Source organism: uncultured Halomonas sp., from assembly GCF_947501415.1.
GTDB lineage: Bacteria > Pseudomonadota > Gammaproteobacteria > Pseudomonadales > Halomonadaceae > Halomonas.
Window position 1 is genome coordinate 40,988 of record NZ_CANMVL010000009.1, and the last position, 15,105, is coordinate 56,092.

Below are 15,105 nucleotides of genomic sequence, written 5' to 3' on the forward strand. Positions count from 1 at the left end.
AGGCCCCGGAGCGCCGGACCGTCGAGGGGGCGCCACTAGTACATCCTTGTAGGCTACCTCGTCCCTGCGGCGCTCTCGCGTCCCGCTCCGCTTGCAGGTCCGGTGCTGGCCATCCATGGCAAGCCCGTTCGGAGCCGTGCTCCTCACCCCTGGTCCTCGGACCCCCTCTGCGACCTGTCCCCGGCGCCTTTCACGATCACCCTGTCGGTAATAGCGATAATCCTATGCAGTGGCGGTGATGTGCTGCAGGTATTCCCGAGTTTTCTTATACTCAGGATACATCCATGATCCGTCAGGTGGTATTCCGTCATGCAACGACCCCTGTTTTCCCTCGCCGTCATCGCCGCCGCCGTGTCGCTCGGCGCCACGTCGCTGCAGGCCCAGGAGCCGGTAACGGTCTCCTCCAAGATCGACACCGAAGGCTCGGTGCTGGGGGAGTTGATCGTCCAGCGGCTCGAGGCGGGCGGCGTCGAGGTGGAGGAGCGGCTGCAGCTGGGGGCCACCAGCATCGTGCGCGAGGCGCTGCTGGCCGGCGAGATCGACCTCTATCCCGAGTACACCGGCAACGGCGCCTTCTTCTTCGACATGACCGGCAGTGACGTATGGCACGATGCCCAGGCCGCCTATGAGACGGTGCGTGAACGGGACGCCGAGAATGGCCTGACATGGCTGACGCCGGCGGCGGCCAACAACACCTGGGCGATCAGCGTGCGGGGGGAGCTGGCACGCGACCACGACCTGGCCACCCTGGAGGATCTGGCGACCTACCTGGAGGAGGGCGAGACGTTCAAGCTGGCCGCCAGCGCCGAGTTCGTCGAGTCCGAGCAGGCCCTGCCCGCCTTCCAGGAGGCCTATGGCTTCACGCTCGGTGACGACCAGCTGCTGGTGCTCTCCGGGGGCAATACCGCCTCGACCATGCGCGCCGCCGCCCAGCAGACCAGTGGCGTGAATGCCGCCATGACCTACGGCACCGATGGTGGTCTCAAGGCGCTGGATCTGGTGGTCCTGGAGGACACCCTGGGGGTGCAGCCGATCTACCAGCCGGCCCCCGTGGTACGCAGCGAGGTGCTCGAGGCCTGGCCGGAGATCGATGACCTGCTGGCGTCACTCTTCGCGGCGCTGGATCTCGACACCCTTCAGCGTCTCAACGGGGAGGTGGCGGTGAACGGGCGGTCTCCGGCCGACGTGGCCGCCGACTTCCTCGCCGAGTTGAAGGAGTAGGCGGGTGCTGCGCAGGGAGGCGCCGATCAATCGCGTGGTGCTGTCGCTGACGCTGATGGCGCTGGTCACCTGGCTGTGGCTGCCCCTGGGCAGCATCGCGCCCAACCGCATCATGCCCGGCACCGCCTATCCGCTTGCCCAGGCCGTGGGCTGGCCGCTGGCGATGGTGAGCTGTCTGCCGCTGCTGGGACTGCTGGCGGTGGCCTGGCGCCCCACGCGTCCAGGCTATCGGGTGGCGCTGGCCCTGACCCTGCTGCTGTTGGCGGCCTTGCCGTTATGGCTGGCGCTGATGGCGCAGCAACATCTCGATCCCGGGCTGCCCCAGGCCCGGGTCGGGATCGGCGCCGCCTGGTGGCTGATGCTGTTCTGGCTCTCGCTGCTGCTGATCGAGCTGCGTACCCGGCTGGCGCTGGCCGGCTGGCGGCTGGCGCTCTCGATCGTGCCGGTACTGGCCGGCTGGTGGCTGGCCGGCAAGGGGCTCGAGTCGCTGGCGCTACGGCAGGAGCTTGCGGGGCGGGGAGAGGCCTTCGGCGAGGCCCTGGTCCAGCATCTGCTGCTGGTGGGTGGTGCCGTGGGCATGAGCCTGCTGCTGGGGGCGGCCATCGCCCTGGCCATGCGTCAGAGCCCGCGGGTCGAACGCCTGGGCTTTGCGCTGCTCAACTTCCTGCAGACCATTCCCAGTCTGGCACTGTTCGGCCTGCTGCTGGCGCCACTGGCCTGGCTGTCGGCCCGTTTCGACTGGCTGTCGGCGCTGGGCGTCAGCGGTATCGGCTGGGCGCCCGCCTTCCTGGCGCTGCTGGGCTATAGCCTGCTGCCCATGGTGCGCAACACCTTCGTTGCCCTCTCCGGGGTGGAGCCCGGCGTGCTCGAGGCGGCGCGTGGCATGGGCATGAGCCGCGGCCAGGTCTTTCGCCAGGTGCGCCTGCCCCTGGCACTTCCGGTGGTGCTCGAGGGGGTGCGGATCACCACCGTCCAGGCGATCGGCCTCACCGCCGTGGCGGCACTGATCGGCGCCGGCGGCCTGGGCACCTTTATCTTTCAGGGCCTGGGCCAGGCGGCCATGGATCTGGTGCTGCTCGGCGCCTTGCCGATCCTGGCCATGGCCCTGGCCGTCGATGCGCTGCTGGGCGCCCTGACGCGGCGCCTGGATCACCGCTCCGGTCAGACCACGGGAGCCACCCCATGATCGAACTCAAGAGCGTCACCAAGCGCTTCGGTAGCGAGACGGCGGTGGATGCCATCTCGCTGACGGTGAACCGAGGGGAGCTATGTGCCCTGGTGGGCACCTCGGGGTGCGGCAAGTCCACCACCCTGCGCATGATCAACCGCCTGATCGAGCATGATGGTGGCGAGATCCATATCGATGGCCGCCCCATCCGCGAGTTCGACGGCCGGATACTGCGTCGGCGGATCGGCTATGCGATCCAGAGCACGGGGCTGTTTCCCCACTGGAGCGTGGCGCGCAATATCGGCCTGGTACCGCGGCTGCTCAAGTGGCCGGCCGCCCGGGTCAACGAGCGCGTCGAGGAGTTGATGGCGCTGCTGGGCCTGCCGGTCGAGCAGTTCGCCGACAAGTATCCGGCCCAGCTCTCCGGCGGCCAGGCCCAGCGGGTGGGGGTGGCCAGGGCACTGGCGGCGGACCCCGATATCCTGCTGATGGATGAGCCCTTCGGCGCCCTGGACCCGATCACCCGGGAGGGGCTGCAGGTCGAACTGCACGACCTGCAGGCACGCCTGCAGAAGACCATCGTCTTCGTGACCCACGACATGGATGAGGCCCTGGCCCTGGCCGACCGCCTGGTGGTCATGAAGGCGGGGCGCATCGTCCAGCAGGGCAGTCCACTCGAGCTGTTGCGGGCGCCGGCCGATGACTTCGTGGCGTCGCTGCTGGGGGGCGATGATCGGGGCCTCAAGGAGGCGGCCATCACGCCGGTCGTCGAGCGCATGCGCCCCCTCTCGCCCCGGCTGCTGCCCCAGGCCAGGGTCGCCCGGGAGGCGACCCTCCACCAGGCCCTGGCGGTGATGTTCCGCGAACGCGTCGAGCGCCTGGCGGTGGTGGATGACGACGACATGCCGGTGGGGGAGATCTCGCTGCGTGGCATCGTCGGCGTCGCCCGTGCGGAGGGTCGTGACAGGTGATCGCGAACCGTCTCAAGCGCTGGGTCGTGCCCCTGACCTGGCTCGTCCTGCTGCTGGTGCTGGCCGCGGGAGGCGAGTGGCTCGAGCCGCTGCTGCGCTGGAGCGAGCCCGAGGCGCGCCGGGTCCTCTACCCCCAGGCCGACCTGCTGACCCTGCTGCTGCGTCATCTGCAGGTGGTGGCGATCGCCTCCAGCCTGGCGGTGGTGATGGGCGTCGGGGCGGCAATCCTGGTGACCCGTCCCGCCGGGCGCGACTTCCTGCCCCTGGTGGCCCAGGTCGCCTCCATGGGTCAGACCTTTCCGCCGGTGGCGGTACTGGCCCTGGCCGTGCCGGTGCTTGGCTTCGGCACCTGGCCGATCATCGTGGCACTGCTGCTCTACGGGCTGCTGCCGATCGTGCGCAACACCCTGGCGGGCCTGGAGGGGCTCGACCCCGGGGTCGAGGAGGCCGCACGGGGCATGGGCATGGGCGCCGCCCAGCGGCTATGGCAGGTGGAGTTGCCGCTCGCGGCGCCGGTCATCCTGGCCGGTATCCGCACCTCGGTGACCGTGAACATTGCCACCGCGGCGCTGGGGGCGACCGTCGGGGCGAGCAATCTCGGGGCACCGATCATCGCCGGCATCGTCAATGGCAATACCGCCTATATCCTTCAGGGGGCCTTGTTGATCGGTCTGCTGGCGCTGACGGTAGATAGCTTTTTTGCCCGTCTTTTGTCAGGCCGCCAGTGAAATCGTCTGGCGCTATGCGACCAAAGGTGAATCCTATATGGCTGTCGGTTCTTGTCAGGTTACGTTAACGTCAACCTTGGGTTGCGTTGATCCCACGGGAGTGATCCTCCTGGCGAGGGTCGAGACAAGCGACAACACTACCTCCACAAGAGGTAGAGGATGCCAAGATGACAACGACACAAGAGATCCATTCGCCGACGTTTCTGACCGGCGACGAGCTTTCGATTCCCACCTTCCGTCTGCTCAAGCAGGACGGCACCCTGTACGACGGTGGCGAGGCCCCCGAGCTCTCCCGCGAGCAGGCCCTCAAGATCTACCACAGCATGGTGGCCACCCGGGTGCTCGATGAACGGATGATGGCGGCTCAACGCCAGGGACGCCTCTCGTTCTACATGCAGTGCACCGGCGAGGAGGCGGCGGTGATCGGCGCCACGGCGGCCCTGGATGATGCCGACATGATCATGGCCCAGTACCGTGAGCAGGGGGCGCTGGTCTATCGCGGCTTCAGCTATGACGAGTTCATGAACCAGCTGTTCGGCAACGAGCTCGATTATGGCAAGGGTCGGCAGATGCCGATCCACTACGGCTCACGCAAGCTGCACTACATGACGATCTCCTCGCCGCTGGCCACCCAGATCCCCCAGGCGGCCGGCTACGCCTACGGCCAGAAGCTGGCCGGGGATGAGCTCTGTACGCTCTGCTTCTTCGGTGAGGGCGCCGCCTCGGAAGGGGACTTCCACGCCGCACTCAATATGGCCGCGGTGCATGAAGCACCGGTCATCTTCTTCTGTCGCAACAATGGCTATGCGATCTCGACGCCCTCCATCGAGCAGTTCGCCGCCGATGGCGTGGCGCCCCGAGCCTACGGCTACCGCATGCATGTGATTCGCGTCGACGGCAACGACATCCTGGCGGTGCTGGCCGCGACTCGCGAGGCGCGGCGCATCGCCGTGGAGCAGAACAAGCCGGTGCTGATCGAGGCGATGAGCTACCGCCTGGCGGCCCACTCCTCGTCGGATGATCCCTCCGGTTATCGCTCCAAGAAGGAGGAGGAAGCCTGGCGCGAGAAGGACCCGATCCTGCGCATGCAGCACTGGCTGGTCGGTCAGGGCTGGTGGAACGACGACGAGGAGAAGGCGCTACAGGAGTCGCTGCGTCGGGAGGTGCTCGAGACCATGAAGCGTGCCGAGAAGCGCCCGCCGCCTCCGCTGGACAGCCTGGTCAGCGATGTCTATGCCGACGTCACGCCGGCGCTGCAGCGACAGCTCGACCAGCTCAAGCGCCATATCCGCCAGTATCCCGAGTCCTATCCGAAGGGGGCGCGCTCCCTGGATCCGGATGTGAAGGCGCGTGATGACGCCAGCGACGCACAAGCCCAGGAGGGGGAGTGAGATGCCGACAATGAACATGCTGCAGGCGATCAACAACGCCCTCGATATCGCCATGGCGGAGGATGACAGGGTCCTCTGCTTCGGTGAGGACGTCGGCATCTTCGGCGGCGTCTTCCGTGCCACCAGCCATCTGCAGGAGAAGTACGGCCGCTCGCGCTGCTTCAATACCCCGCTGGTGGAGCAGGGTATCATCGGCTTCGCCAACGGCCTGGCGGCCCAGGGCTCGGTGCCGGTGGCGGAGATCCAGTTCGCCGATTACATCTTTCCGGCCTTCGACCAGATCGTCAACGAGACGGCCAAGTTCCGCTACCGCTCCGGTGATCTCTTCAATGTGGGCGGCCTGACCATCCGCACGCCCTACGGCGGCGGCATCTCCGGCGGGCTCTATCACTCCCAGTCCCCGGAGGCCTACTTCGCGCATACGCCAGGGCTCAAGATCGTGGTGCCGCGCAACCCTTACCAGGCCAAGGGCCTGTTGCTGGCGGCGATCCGTGACCCCGACCCGGTCCTCTTCTTCGAGCCCAAGCGCCTCTATCGCGCCTCCACCGGCGAGGTGCCCGAGGAGGACTACCAGCTGCCGATCGGCGAGGCGGAGGTGACCCGGGAGGGTAGCGACGTCACCGTGCTCGGCTGGGGGGCGCAGATGGAGGTGATCGAGCGTGCCGTGGAGCTTGCCGAGAAGGAGGGGATCTCCTGTGAGGTGATCGACCTGCGCTCCATCCTGCCCTGGGATGAGGACAGCGTGGTGGAGTCGGTGCTCAAGACCGGTCGCCTGGTGATCACCCATGAGGCCCCGCTGACCGGTGGCTTCGCCGGCGAAGTCGCCGCGACCGTGCAGGAGCGCTGTTTCCTCTACCTGGAAGCGCCCATCGCCCGGGTGACCGGCATGGATACCCCCTTCCCGCTGACCCTGGAGAAGGAGTACCTGGCGGATCACCTGAAGGTGTTCGAGGCGATCAAGGCCAGCGTGGCCTTCTGAAACCGATATCGGAAGCGACCAGTCGAGGAGACGACGAGATGAGCGATTTCATGTTGCCCGATATCGGTGAAGGTATCGTGGAGTGCGAGGTGGTGGAGTGGCGCGTGGCCGAAGGCGACGTGATCGAGGAGGACCAGCCGGTGGTCGAGGTGATGACCGACAAGGCGCTGGTCGAGATCACCGCCCCCGAGGCCGGACGCATCACCCGCCTGCATGTGCCCCAGGGGGAGATTGCCAAGGTGCATGCTCCGCTGTTCGCCTACGAGGCGGAGGGTGCCGATTCGACGGAGACGGCCGCGTCGGGTGGCGAGCCAGCAGAAGAGGCATCGGCGGCATCGGCGTCCACCGCGGCAGCCCCCGCTGCGGCACCATCCACCGCGGCATCGTCCACACCCGACTCGGCCTCCGGGTCTCGGGGGCGGGCGGCGAAGGACTTTATCCTGCCCGATATCGGCGAGGGGATCGTCGAGTGCGAGGTGGTGGAGTGGCGCATCCAGGAGGGTGAGCCCATCGCCGAGGACCAGCCGGTGGTCGATGTGATGACCGACAAGGCGCTGGTGGAGATCACCGCGCCCGAGGCGGGGGTGATGAGCAGGCTGCATGTGGCCCAGGGCGAGATCGCCAGGGTCCATGCACCGCTCTACGCCTACACGCCGGAGGCGGGCGTCGACGAGGATGAGGAGAGCGGCGCTGCGGCCGAGCGGCCGTCAACCCCGGCGGCCACCGCCGAGCGGGCCCCGGTGCGCGAGGCGTCGTCCGGCGGCCCCGACGGCGTGCGGGGCCGGGGACCCTATGGACGCATTCCCGCCGCGCCGGCGGTGCGTCGCCTGCTGCGCGAGCATGACCTCTCCCTGGAGGCGGTGCCCGGCAGCGGCAAGCAGGGGCGCGTGCTCAAGGAGGATGTGCTCAACTATATCGAACAGGGCGGCGCGGCGAGCGCCTCCGGCGAGAAGGCATCCGCGGCCTCACAGGCGACGGCGCCCGCCTCGTCGGCTCCTTCGGCGCCCTCCCAGGGAGAGGTGCGGGTGGAGCCGTTGCGTGGCGTGCGTGCGGTGATGGCACGGCGCATGGTGGAGTCGGCCAGCACCATTCCGCACTTTCAGTATGGCGAGGAGATCGACGTCACCGCGCTGCTGGCCCTGCGTGAACGCCTCAAGCCACTGGCCCAGGCCGAGGGCGCGCGCCTGACCCTGATGCCCTTCTTCATGAAGGCGATGGCGTTAGCGGTGCGCGAGGCACCGATTCTCAACGCCCGGCTCAATGACGACGTCAGCGAGATCCACTACCTGCCGTCGGTCAACGTCGGCATGGCGGTGGATAGCCGAACGGGCCTGCTGGTGCCCAACGTCAAGGGCGTGGAGCGGCGCAGCCTGCTCGAGGTGGCGGCCGAGGTGCAGCGTCTGACCGAGGCGGCCAGGTCGGGCAAGGTGGCCCAGGAGGATCTGCGTGACGGCACCATCAGCATCTCCAATATCGGCGCCCTGGGCGGGACCTATGCCGCGCCCATCATCAATGCCCCGGAGCTGGCCATCGTCGCCATCGGCAAGACCCAGTGGCTGCCACGCTTCGATGCCGAAGATCGCGTGGTCAAGCGGGCGATCATGACGGTGACCTGGGCGGGGGACCATCGGGTCATCGATGGCGGCACCATCGCGCGCTTCTGTAATGCCTGGAAAGGCTATCTGGAGGATCCCGAGCGCATGCTGCTCCACCTCGGCTGACGGTACCGGGGCAGCCCTGGACGGCGGTGTTGTCGCCGGCAGCGTCCTCCGTGGTGGGTGGGCGGCATGGCCGGGGACTGTCCTGGAGAATCACAACGGCTGGGACAGTCCCCGACAGGGGCCGTCTCTGACGGTGCTAGCTATCGCTTATATCAGCCATCAGGTAGTCACGAATAAAGTGGTGTTTTCGCTCAGCCACCAGGGCGAGAACGATCTCGATATCCAGGTTCAGGTAATCGTGAACGATACGATTCCTTAGTCCAATCACGGCGTTCCAGGTCGGCAGGTCGCTGGCATCGACCTGGCCGAGAATCGATAGTGTCTTGAAGGCATCGTAGGCGGAGACCGGTACGGGTTCACCCATGGCCTTGAGGATATGTTTCGCTTTGCCAATGGCATTTTCGGTGAGTACTTGCAGACTGTGTAGAACTCCGTTTTCCTCCAGTGCGCTCAGGATATGCCCCCGGTCCAGTAGTGCTGCAGCCTGATCCAGAACAGCACTCTGCCGTGCCGCCAGCTGGCGAGTTTCCGCTAAATAGAGATCAAACCGCATACTCTTGCTCCAGATACCAATGCTCGAGATCATGCCAGGTGCGACTCAAAAAGCGCATCCATGGCAGATCGTTCTCTCCGGCCAGGGGAATGCCCTCTTCGGCAACGACAGCACGCATCGTCAAGTTAGCTCGCATCAGGTCAATGATATCGACATCGTCCGGTTCACAGCCCAGGCGCTGAGCCAGTTCAGATCTGAGCCGTTCATTGCGTGACAAGACTTCCAGGGCTGGGACACTGTCCTTCTTCCACTGTATGGCGATATCCCAGTCACTGCCGGGGTGGGCATCGTCCCTGGTGCGGCTACCGATCAGGACCGCGAAATCAAGATCATCGATATGTGTCAGTACTTCGCTAATTGATTTCAGTGACTCCTTCATACCCAATGCTGCTCCTAGACCCGCTTGTTTGTCTTGATTGTCGGTGGCCCACACAGCAGTGGCAACCCTGCCAAAATCGCCGTGACCGTCCCACGCCATGGCACCACCTTCGGCGGCACCGACCAGGTCTGTGACTGTCCCTGCGAGGGAACTGTCCCTATCTCGTGTAAATCATCAGCGGTTCCTGTCTATCTCGCCCTGCAGAACCTGCATCAGCTCTTCGATATTGTGGATACCCTGCGCCTTGAGCGATTTCTCCATATCGAGGGCCTGTGACTGCTTCGATAGCGCCTGGCGTGGCTCGCTCGGTGCTTCCCCCAAGCGCCGGAAGCCCGCCTGGAAAGGCTCGAGCATGTCGGCGATCTCCACCTCATCCAGCGTTTCGGGGTCGAACTCGCCATCGAGCCCCTCCAGCAGCTCCTGACCGTGCGCATCCTGCTCGCCGGTGGCAGCCGCCTTCAATGCGGCATAGCCCACTGTGCCGCCAATATCCTCCGGTGGGCACGCCATGGCGCCGCCGACAAATCTCGGGCAGGGGTCGAGCTCCTCCATCCCCGTAGCCTCAACGATAATACGGTGCTCCCAACCGTCGCCAAAGTCGTAGAGATAGTGGAAGGCATTATCCCTGGCCCGCGCCGCGATCGCCTTGAGCTTGGCATTGCGAGCCAGGGCGATGGGCCTATCGCTCCACTCGTCCGGCTCGCCGTAGTAGCGGCCGTTACACTCGAACTCGTAGAGATGACAATCCCCCCAACCCATCACATCCTGGATGAGTTCGTGGAGACGGTGCAGGTTGATCCGCTCAGGCACTACCACGCGGCGCCAGACCAGCGGATCGGTATCGAGCAGCTCGATGCGCAGCCGAATATCGGGCATGAGGTCTCTCCGGCAAGGAAAAGTGTGACGCCATGGTAGCCTGATACCGTCCCGGACACCCAAGGAAAGTCCACGAGGAAACCCCCACGAAATCATGCCAAGAGGCTACACTCACGCGTCGTCCTGTTAGTGTGGCTCACGACACCACCATCGCGATGCCGGCAGGCGACCCTGATCCACCTACTCAAGGATGAGGTCGTCGTACAACAGAGAGTAGAGTATTGGTTTCAAAATACCTGGGGATCCCTCAGGGACAGATCCTGAGGGCCTGAACAGGAGATACCTTCATGACCCAGGCGCCGCTGCAGCAGTTCTATATTCCCGAGGAGCAGTCGGTCTATCTCCTCAGTCAGGATGATGCCCGCAAGCTCAAGGCGTGGGTGGCGCTCTGTCAGGAGAAGCTCGAGCGGCTGGGCTACCGGGATATCGAGCTGATCGGCAAGGGGGCCTATGGCTTCGTCTTCGCCGGCGTCACCGCCCTTGGGGATCAGTACGTCTTCAAGTTCACCCGGATCACTCTGCCGCAGCATCTGCAGGACCGCCTCGAGGAGGAGGCCTTCATGCTCGAGCAGGTGGCCCATCCGCGGGTGCCGGGGCTGATCGCCTACCAGCGGGTGCGCAACCAGTCGATCCTGGTGATGCAGCGGGCGCCAGGGTGGAACCTCGAGGAGGTCTCCCTGCGCGAGGGGCGCCTCCCACCCAGGCTGGTCGTGCGCATCGCCGACCAGCTCGCCGATATCTTGCGCAACCTGCGCCAGGAGAAGGGGCCGGCGGGCAAGCCGATCGTTCATGGCGATATCAAACCCTCCAACCTGGTGTTCGATGCCCGGGACGAGACCATCGCCCTGATCGACTGGGGCTCCTCGGTGTTCGCCCAGCTCGATGCCAATCAACAGTTCGTGGCCGCCAGTGTCATGGAGCTGATGTCGGACAACCTTCAGCAGACCAATGCCCGCCTGGGTGATGTCTACTTCATCGGCGACGAGCAGCTCAATGGTGCGCTCTCCTCGCCGCGCTTCGATGAGCAGGGGGCCGCGGGCACCCTCTATGCCCTGGCCTCGGCCCAGTCCTGCCGCTTCGGTCATCACGCCATCCCGGCCACCTCCCTGGGGCTGCCGGTCGAGTTTGCGCGCATGCTCGATGGCATGCTCGACCCCGATCCTCGCCTGCGCATGAGGGCCGGCGATCACTTTATCCGCGAGATGCCACGCATGGCACGCACGGTGATGATCGATCTGCCCGAGCCGGCGGAGCTGCCGCTGGTGCCGGTGTGGACCCGACCCTCCGGCCGCGAGATCGACACCGTGGTCTACAGCTCGCGCAAGGCCTTCCTGCGCGAGGAGGGGGTCGCCGAGACCCTCAACGACGTCAATGATGTGCAGCTCGACCGCTACTACAAGAACTTCATGCAGGGCATGGGGGAGACCGAGAAGGCGTTTCTCGCCGCGGTGAGTCGCCTCGGCCGCTATCCGGTGGTGGGCGGGCTGGCGGTACGCTGGGAGCGCGAGGGGGTCTATATCGACACCACCCTGAACCTGCATGACCCGGCGCTCAAGCCCGCCTTTATCGCCGCGGTGAACAATATGGTCAACCTGGCCCGGGCCATCTATCGCCAGGGCATCTTCAAGAGCTGCCTGTTCAACGCCCGGGACACCCTGCACCTGGAGCGGGAGGCGGCGGATCAGCCCTTCGTGCTCGAGCCCACCATGCAGCTGCGCTATGAGGTCAGTGCGGTACCGGAGCTGGAGGATCGCAGCCGACTGCATAGCTACTTCGAGGATGGCCCCGACCCGGAGGAGTTTCTGGTCCTGCCCGAGACCATCATCGTCTCGCTGGAAGCGCTCAACGATATCCACCATACCGGCATGATCATCTTCGAGGCGCTGCCTCACCACCTCAAGATCCACAGCTACTATCGGCTGCTGGATCCCTCCCGCGAGGCGGAGTTTCGCCAGCGCCTGGAGGATATCCTGGCCGCGGTGGGGTTGATCGAAGGCCTCGGAATCTCCGGCTTCATGAAGATGCCCTACAAGGACACGCGATTCTTCCCGCATGTGGAGTCCCAGCCGGAGCGCTTCTATCCGCGAAATCCGCGCCAGGTGGCCGAGCTGTCGCCCCTCCGGGAAAGCGGGTAGCATCAGGCGTCGTTTCTGCATCTGTCACAGGGAGGTGATGCGGCCCATGCTGCAGCCGATGTTGTTCAAGCTACTGGCCACCGCCGGCATCGTGATCCTGGTGGCCCTGGCGGTGGCCCGGGTGGGGCCGCGTCTCGGCGGAATTCTCGCCGGCACCCCGGTGATCCTGGGGCCGGGCTACTTCTTCATCCTGCGTGAGCAGGAACCGGCCTTCGTGCAGGAGGCGGTGCTCTCGACCCTGCATGCCCTGGTGGCGACCCTGCTGTTCACCGTCTGCTTCGTGATCACCGCCGAGCGGCTCTCGGCCCTCAGGAGCCTGGGGCTGTCCTGCCTGGTGTGGTTGCCGGCGGCGCTGCTCGCGCTGCACCTCCCCGGGGGCCTGGCGTGGGCCCTCGGCGCCTATCTGGCGGTGCTCGTGGTGGCCGAGGGGATCAACCGCTGGCTCAGGCTGGAACAGCCGGTGGTGGTGGCGAGCTCGGGCTGGCTCGATCTGCTGCTGCGCGGCCTGCTGGCCGGCGGGGTGGTGAGCCTGGCCACCACCCTGGGGGCCCGGGCGGGGCCCGAGTTTTCCGGGGTGATCATGGGGTTCCCCGCCGGCATCCTGACCATTGCCTGGGCGCTGCATGAGCGCTACGGGGCCGAGGTGGCGCGCATGACGGTGAGCATGACCCAGCGGGGAATGCTCAGCCTGCTCGCCTTCTGCACCGTCAGCTATCTCGGGGTGGGGCAGCTACCCGGCATGCTGGTCTTTTTGCTCTCCCTGGTGGCATCGATGCTCACCAGTGCGCTGCTCTTCATGTTCAGCCTGTGGCGGGCGCGCCGGCTCTACGCCCGCAAGGCGGCTTGAGCCACCCCTGGGCGACTCCTGGATCAATCGCAATTGGCTCTGCCTCCATGGCAGCGAAAGGCGCCGGGGACAGGTCGGAGAGGGGGTCCGAGGACCAGGGGTTAGGAGCACTGCTCCGAACGGGCTGGCCATGGATGGCCAGCACCGGACCTGCAAGCGGAGCGGGACGCGAGAGCGCCGCAGGGCCGAGGTAGCGTACAGGGAGGTATTCACAGCGCTCCCGAACAGGCCTGTCACCGGAACAGCCTTGAGTGAGGTGCTGTCAGAGATAGTCCTAGAGCACTACTAGGACTACAGGGAAGCCGCTGCCCGGGCAGCCTGGTCATAGATCCCCGACATCGCCCGCAGCATGCTGGCCAGGCGACTCGTCTCCTCGGGCTCGATGCCAAGCGAGGAGAGCGACTCGATCAGGCAGTCCTCGCGAATCTCGGCATAGCGCTGGCAGGTGCTGCGCCCGAGTTCGGTGGTGCGGAAGAAGGTCTCCTTGCCGTGCTTCTCGCCCTGCACCAGCTCATGCTTGGCCAGCTTCTTGAGGGCATAGGTCACGGTGTGACTATCCTCGACATTGAGCACCAGGCAGATATCTGCCAGGCGCTTGGCACGCTCGCGGTGATTGACGCTATGCAACACCAGCACATCCAGAGAGCCCAGTTCCGGGTAGCCGGCCGCGGCCATGCAGCGCACCATCCAGCGGGTGAAGGCGTGGGAGGCGATGATCATGCCGAACTCGAACTCCGACTGCTCCTGGGCTCGGTGAGAGAGGTGCTCCGAGGAGACGATGGGGCCGCTGACGCGGCCCCTGGGGTGAGTGACGGTAGAGTCTGTCATGGAATGCCTACTTGTTCATGGCGCTGGGCAGATAGGTGACGATCTCGGGGAAGAGCGAGATCAGTACCACTCCCAGCAGCATCAGGAAGAAGAAGGGCAGGGCGGCCCAGGCGATGGAGAGGATGTTGCGGCCGGTCATGCCCTGGAGCACAAACAGGTTGAAGCCCACGGGCGGTGTGATCTGGGACATCTCCACCACGATCACCAGGAAGATGCCGAACCAGATCAGATCGATGCCCGCCGCCTCCACCATGGGCAGCATGATGGAGGTGGTCAATACCACCACCGAGATGCCATCGAGGAAGCAGCCCAGCAGGATGAACAGCAGCGTCAGGGCCGCCAGCAGCATCCAGGGTGACAGCTCCAGGGTGCCGATCCAGGCGGCGAGATCCCGAGGCAGCCCGGTGAAGCCCATGGCGGCGGTCAGGAAGGAGGCGCCGGCCAGGATAAAGGCGATCATTGTCGAGGTGCGAACGGCACCGAGCAGGGCATCGCTGAAGACGCGGCGATTCATGGTGCCTTGAAAGCGCGCCAGCAGCAGCGAGAGGACCACGCCCACCGCCGCGGCCTCGGTGGGGGAGGCGAGGCCGGCGTAAATCGAGCCGATCACACCGACGATCAGCCCCAGCAGCGGAATCAGCCGCCGTGCACGGCGCAGCTTCTCGCCCAGCGGCAGGCGCTCCTCCCCCGGGGGCACCCGGTCCGGATAGCGCCACGCCCAGAGCATCAGATAGAGGGCGAACAGCGAGATCAGCATCAGGCCCGGCAGCACCCCCGCCATGAACAGGCGTGAGATGGACTGGTCGGTGGCCACGCCGTAGACGATCAGGATGATCGAGGGGGGAATCAGCAGTCCCAGGGTGGCGGAGCCCGCCAGGGTGCCGATCACGACACTCTCGTCGTAGCCGCGCCGGGTCAGCTCCGGAATGGTCATCTTGCCCATGGTGGCACAGGTGGCCGCCGACGAGCCGGAGACGGCCGCGAAGAGCCCCGACCCCACCACATTGGTATGCAGCAGGCGGCCGGGGATGCGCTGCATCCAGGGCGAGAGGCCGGTGAACATGTCATCGGCCAGGCGCGAGCGAAACAGGATCTCGCCCATCCAGATAAACATCGGCAGGGCGGTCAGCTCCCAGCTGTAGCTAGAGCCCCAGATATCCGAGGCCATCACATCGCCAGTCGGGATCGAGGTGAACTGGGAGAGCCCCAGCCAGCCGAGGGCCATCAGCGAAAAGGCGACCCAGACGCCGCTGCCGAGCAGCAGCAGCAGGGCTCCGAAGAGGACAAGCATCATCAATAGCATGGGAA

At 65.8% G+C, this 15,105-nt stretch carries 14 protein-coding genes; 9 read left to right on the plus strand and 5 right to left on the minus strand.

Going from position 1 to position 15,105, the window contains the following annotated elements; genetic code table 11:
• The first annotated feature begins 309 nt into the window (after positions 1-309).
• The 7 genes from Q0894_RS06235 to Q0894_RS06265 all read left to right on the plus strand — a co-directional run bounded on the left by Q0894_RS06235 (position 310) and on the right by Q0894_RS06265 (position 8,179).
• Entirely contained in the window at positions 310-1,221 is a 912-nt protein-coding gene (locus Q0894_RS06235; protein WP_299232483.1) for an ABC transporter substrate-binding protein, read from the plus strand.
• Between the two features lie 4 nt (positions 1,222-1,225).
• Positions 1,226-2,407 carry an ABC transporter permease gene (locus Q0894_RS06240; protein WP_366130975.1) on the plus strand — a complete coding sequence of 394 codons (1,182 nt, stop codon included), beginning with the start codon at positions 1,226-1,228 and terminating at the stop codon, positions 2,405-2,407.
• Entirely contained in the window at positions 2,404-3,360 is a 957-nt protein-coding gene (locus tag Q0894_RS06245) for an ABC transporter ATP-binding protein (protein ID WP_299232484.1), read from the plus strand. Before Q0894_RS06240 ends, Q0894_RS06245 begins: the two co-directional genes overlap by 4 nt.
• Positions 3,357-4,088 (plus strand): ABC transporter permease, encoded by a 732-nt coding sequence (locus tag Q0894_RS06250; protein WP_299232486.1) that lies wholly within the window; start codon positions 3,357-3,359, stop codon positions 4,086-4,088. The genes Q0894_RS06245 and Q0894_RS06250 overlap by 4 nt, the downstream gene beginning before the upstream one ends.
• A 167-nt stretch (positions 4,089-4,255) precedes the next feature.
• The gene (locus tag Q0894_RS06255; RefSeq protein WP_299232488.1) at positions 4,256-5,479 is read left to right on the plus strand and encodes a thiamine pyrophosphate-dependent dehydrogenase E1 component subunit alpha; all 1,224 of its coding nucleotides are present in this window, start codon (positions 4,256-4,258) and stop codon (positions 5,477-5,479) included.
• 1 nt (position 5,480) lies between these two features.
• Positions 5,481-6,458, plus strand: a complete 978-nt coding sequence (locus tag Q0894_RS06260) for a transketolase C-terminal domain-containing protein (RefSeq protein ID WP_299232490.1) — start codon at positions 5,481-5,483, stop codon at positions 6,456-6,458.
• Positions 6,459-6,496: 38 nt separating this feature from the next.
• Positions 6,497-8,179 (plus strand): dihydrolipoyllysine-residue acetyltransferase, encoded by a 1,683-nt coding sequence (locus Q0894_RS06265; protein ID WP_299232492.1) that lies wholly within the window; start codon positions 6,497-6,499, stop codon positions 8,177-8,179.
• A gap of 136 nt (positions 8,180-8,315) precedes the next feature.
• Here the strand turns inward: Q0894_RS06265 and Q0894_RS06270 are convergent, their stop codons facing one another.
• The 3 genes from Q0894_RS06270 to Q0894_RS06280 all read right to left on the minus strand — a co-directional run bounded on the left by Q0894_RS06270 (position 8,316) and on the right by Q0894_RS06280 (position 9,987).
• Positions 8,316-8,732, minus strand: a complete 417-nt coding sequence (locus tag Q0894_RS06270) for a DUF86 domain-containing protein (protein ID WP_299232494.1) — start codon at positions 8,730-8,732, stop codon at positions 8,316-8,318.
• Positions 8,722-9,210: a nucleotidyltransferase domain-containing protein gene (locus Q0894_RS06275; protein ID WP_299232495.1), complete on the minus strand. Its 489-nt coding sequence runs from the start codon at positions 9,208-9,210 to the stop codon at positions 8,722-8,724. Before Q0894_RS06275 ends, Q0894_RS06270 begins: the two co-directional genes overlap by 11 nt.
• A gap of 75 nt (positions 9,211-9,285) precedes the next feature.
• Entirely contained in the window at positions 9,286-9,987 is a 702-nt protein-coding gene (locus Q0894_RS06280; RefSeq protein ID WP_299232497.1) for a plasmid pRiA4b ORF-3 family protein, read from the minus strand.
• 287 nt (positions 9,988-10,274) lie between these two features.
• On the opposite strand from Q0894_RS06280, the gene Q0894_RS06285 reads away from it, so the two are divergent.
• Together Q0894_RS06285 and Q0894_RS06290 are read left to right on the plus strand one after the other, a co-directional pair.
• Positions 10,275-12,122 carry a protein kinase gene (locus Q0894_RS06285; protein ID WP_299232498.1) on the plus strand — a complete coding sequence of 616 codons (1,848 nt, stop codon included), beginning with the start codon at positions 10,275-10,277 and terminating at the stop codon, positions 12,120-12,122.
• A 46-nt stretch (positions 12,123-12,168) separates the two neighbouring features.
• Positions 12,169-12,969, plus strand: coding sequence for a hypothetical protein (locus Q0894_RS06290; protein WP_299232499.1), 801 nt, complete (start codon positions 12,169-12,171; stop codon positions 12,967-12,969).
• Positions 12,970-13,260: 291 nt separating this feature from the next.
• On the opposite strand, the gene Q0894_RS06295 is transcribed toward Q0894_RS06290, so the two are convergent.
• Together Q0894_RS06295 and Q0894_RS06300 are read right to left on the minus strand one after the other, a co-directional pair.
• The gene (locus Q0894_RS06295) at positions 13,261-13,797 is read right to left on the minus strand and encodes a winged helix DNA-binding protein (protein ID WP_299232500.1); all 537 of its coding nucleotides are present in this window, start codon (positions 13,795-13,797) and stop codon (positions 13,261-13,263) included.
• A gap of 7 nt (positions 13,798-13,804) precedes the next feature.
• Positions 13,805-15,100, minus strand: coding sequence for a TRAP transporter large permease subunit (locus Q0894_RS06300; protein WP_299232501.1), 1,296 nt, complete (start codon positions 15,098-15,100; stop codon positions 13,805-13,807).
• Between the last annotated feature and the right edge of the window lie 5 nt (positions 15,101-15,105).

Bases quoted from the DNA above. Each gene is read 5' to 3' on its own strand.
- Q0894_RS06260 (WP_299232490.1), top strand. From the start codon at position 5,481: ATGCCGACAATGAACATGCTGCAGGCGATCAACAACGCCCTCGATATC.
- Q0894_RS06285 (WP_299232498.1), top strand. From the start codon at position 10,275: ATGACCCAGGCGCCGCTGCAGCAGTTCTATATTCCCGAGGAGCAGTCG.
- Q0894_RS06270 (WP_299232494.1), bottom strand. From the start codon at position 8,732: ATGCGGTTTGATCTCTATTTAGCGGAAACTCGCCAGCTGGCGGCACGG.
- Q0894_RS06245 (WP_299232484.1), top strand. From the start codon at position 2,404: ATGATCGAACTCAAGAGCGTCACCAAGCGCTTCGGTAGCGAGACGGCG.
- Q0894_RS06290 (WP_299232499.1), top strand. From the start codon at position 12,169: ATGCTGCAGCCGATGTTGTTCAAGCTACTGGCCACCGCCGGCATCGTG.
- Q0894_RS06300 (WP_299232501.1), bottom strand. From the start codon at position 15,100: ATGCTATTGATGATGCTTGTCCTCTTCGGAGCCCTGCTGCTGCTGCTC.
- Q0894_RS06275 (WP_299232495.1), bottom strand. From the start codon at position 9,210: ATGGCGTGGGACGGTCACGGCGATTTTGGCAGGGTTGCCACTGCTGTG.
- Q0894_RS06255 (WP_299232488.1), top strand. From the start codon at position 4,256: ATGACAACGACACAAGAGATCCATTCGCCGACGTTTCTGACCGGCGAC.
- Q0894_RS06265 (WP_299232492.1), top strand. From the start codon at position 6,497: ATGAGCGATTTCATGTTGCCCGATATCGGTGAAGGTATCGTGGAGTGC.
- Q0894_RS06280 (WP_299232497.1), bottom strand. From the start codon at position 9,987: ATGCCCGATATTCGGCTGCGCATCGAGCTGCTCGATACCGATCCGCTG.
- Q0894_RS06295 (WP_299232500.1), bottom strand. From the start codon at position 13,797: ATGACAGACTCTACCGTCACTCACCCCAGGGGCCGCGTCAGCGGCCCC.
- Q0894_RS06235 (WP_299232483.1), top strand. From the start codon at position 310: ATGCAACGACCCCTGTTTTCCCTCGCCGTCATCGCCGCCGCCGTGTCG.